The organism is Clostridioides sp. ZZV15-6598, assembly GCF_020657705.1.
Lineage (GTDB): Bacteria > Bacillota > Clostridia > Peptostreptococcales > Peptostreptococcaceae > Clostridioides > Clostridioides difficile_F.
On sequence record NZ_JAGWCS010000312.1, the window covers coordinates 1 to 541 of the forward strand.

Genomic DNA, 541 nt, shown 5'->3' on the forward strand with positions numbered 1-541 from the left:
AAATTAATGGTTTTTTTATTTATTTGTATAATTTTACAAATTAAATATACAACACCAGTCTATTCTTTACATAAGCTTTATAAAAATAACTCCATAAATAACTTTGAATCCAGTTTATTTAACAAACAATTTATTAGCTACTATTCATTGCAGATAATATTTACTATGACTATAATATGTCTGGTACTTATTTTTTATATAATATATGATAAATTAAGTTTAAGAGTTAAATTACAAAAGATAGTGTATACAGATGCTCTTACAGGAGCAAGTACTATGGATAAATTTGTAATTGATGCTAAAAAAATATTAAGCAAAAACACTCAAGAGAAATATGCGTTATTATATATAGATATTGATAAATTTAAGTATATAAATGATTTGTTCGGATATGAAGTAGGAAATAAAATTTTATGTAGTTTAACAAATATTATTAAACATAATATATTTGAAGAAGAAATATTTGCAAGGATATCTGCTGATAATTTCACAATAATTATGAAATATAGAGAAGAAAAAGATATAATAAATAGATTAGAAT

1 protein-coding gene is annotated in these 541 nt (G+C 20.5%); it reads left to right on the plus strand.

Annotation, left to right across the window (positions count from 1 at the left end; all coding sequences use genetic code 11):
- On the plus strand, window positions 1-541 hold a 541-nt coding region (locus KGF50_RS21795; RefSeq protein WP_227849986.1), incomplete at both ends, for a GGDEF domain-containing protein.